At 46.2% G+C, this 546-nt stretch carries 4 tRNA genes; all 4 read left to right on the forward strand.

The window, feature by feature from the left end:
* Positions 1-49: 49 nt before the first annotated feature.
* The 4 genes from FKN08_RS23640 (at position 50) to FKN08_RS23655 (ending at position 497) form a co-directional block, all read left to right on the forward strand.
* A tRNA-Met gene (locus FKN08_RS23640) sits at positions 50-126 on the forward strand.
* Between the two features lie 46 nt (positions 127-172).
* Positions 173-257: transfer RNA gene (locus FKN08_RS23645), tRNA-Leu, on the forward strand.
* 29 nt (positions 258-286) lie between these two features.
* Positions 287-371: transfer RNA gene (locus tag FKN08_RS23650), tRNA-Leu, on the forward strand.
* A 51-nt stretch (positions 372-422) separates the two neighbouring features.
* Positions 423-497, forward strand: a tRNA-Gln gene (locus FKN08_RS23655).
* The last annotated feature ends 49 nt before the right edge of the window (positions 498-546 follow it).

Consider the following 546-nt stretch of genomic DNA (forward strand, 5'->3'; position numbering starts at 1 on the left):
AGAGTTCAAGTCTCTCCTTCCGCACCATTCTTGATCAAAAGTTTAAAATGGCTACGTAGCTCAGCTGGTTAGAGCACATCACTCATAATGATGGGGTCACAGGTTCGAATCCCGTCGTAGCCACCATTGATTGGATTGCTAGCATAAGCTATCAGTCACGTAGATTTAAGATGCGGAAGTGGCGGAATTGGTAGACGCACCAGATTTAGGTTCTGGCGCCGCAAGGTGTGAGAGTTCAAGTCTCTCCTTCCGCACCATCTTAAATTAATCTACACTATCAGAATACGCGGAAGTGGCGGAATTGGTAGACGCACCAGATTTAGGTTCTGGCGCCGTAAGGTGTGAGAGTTCAAGTCTCTCCTTCCGCACCATTCTTTCTCTCGATAAGAGAGCTTAAGTAGTTTTTTGACTATTTACGCTGTAGGGCTATCGCCAAGCGGTAAGGCAGCGGCTTTTGATGCCGCCATTCCCTGGTTCGAATCCAGGTAGCCCTGCCATATACAACGATATTGAGATTTTACCAATTATCTTGATATCTACAGATCA

This window comes from Vibrio sp. 1-2 (7-a) (assembly GCF_013048515.1).
GTDB lineage: Bacteria > Pseudomonadota > Gammaproteobacteria > Enterobacterales > Vibrionaceae > Vibrio > Vibrio diabolicus.